The organism is Alkalihalophilus lindianensis (genome assembly GCF_032843265.1).
GTDB lineage: Bacteria > Bacillota > Bacilli > Bacillales > Bacillaceae_D > Alkalihalophilus > Alkalihalophilus lindianensis.
The window spans coordinates 1-259 of record NZ_JAWJBA010000559.1; the positions used below are offsets into that span (position 1 = coordinate 1).

At 39.8% G+C, this 259-nt stretch carries 1 pseudogene; it reads left to right on the plus strand.

Going from position 1 to position 259, the window contains the following annotated elements:
* Window positions 1-179 (plus strand): annotated as a pseudogene (locus RYX56_RS23415) (molecular chaperone DnaJ); the annotation flags it as partial.
* Window positions 180-259 lie beyond the last annotated feature (80 nt).

The following is a 259-nucleotide window of genomic DNA, read 5'->3' on the forward strand; positions in this document are numbered from 1 at the left end:
TTCGAGGATTTGGAGTTGGAGACCAACATATTCAAGTCCGGGTTATTACGCCAACCAAACTATCGGATAAACAAAAACAGCTGCTTCGGGAATTTGCCGAGATTAGTGGCACGACACCACTTGGTGAACATGAAGAAAGCTTTTTTTCAAAAGTAAAACGAGCCTTTAAAGGTGAGTAAGGATTGGGGTTGGTAGAATGAAATGGTCTGAAATAAGTATTCATACAACTAACGAAGCGGTTGAACCTATTTCTAATATC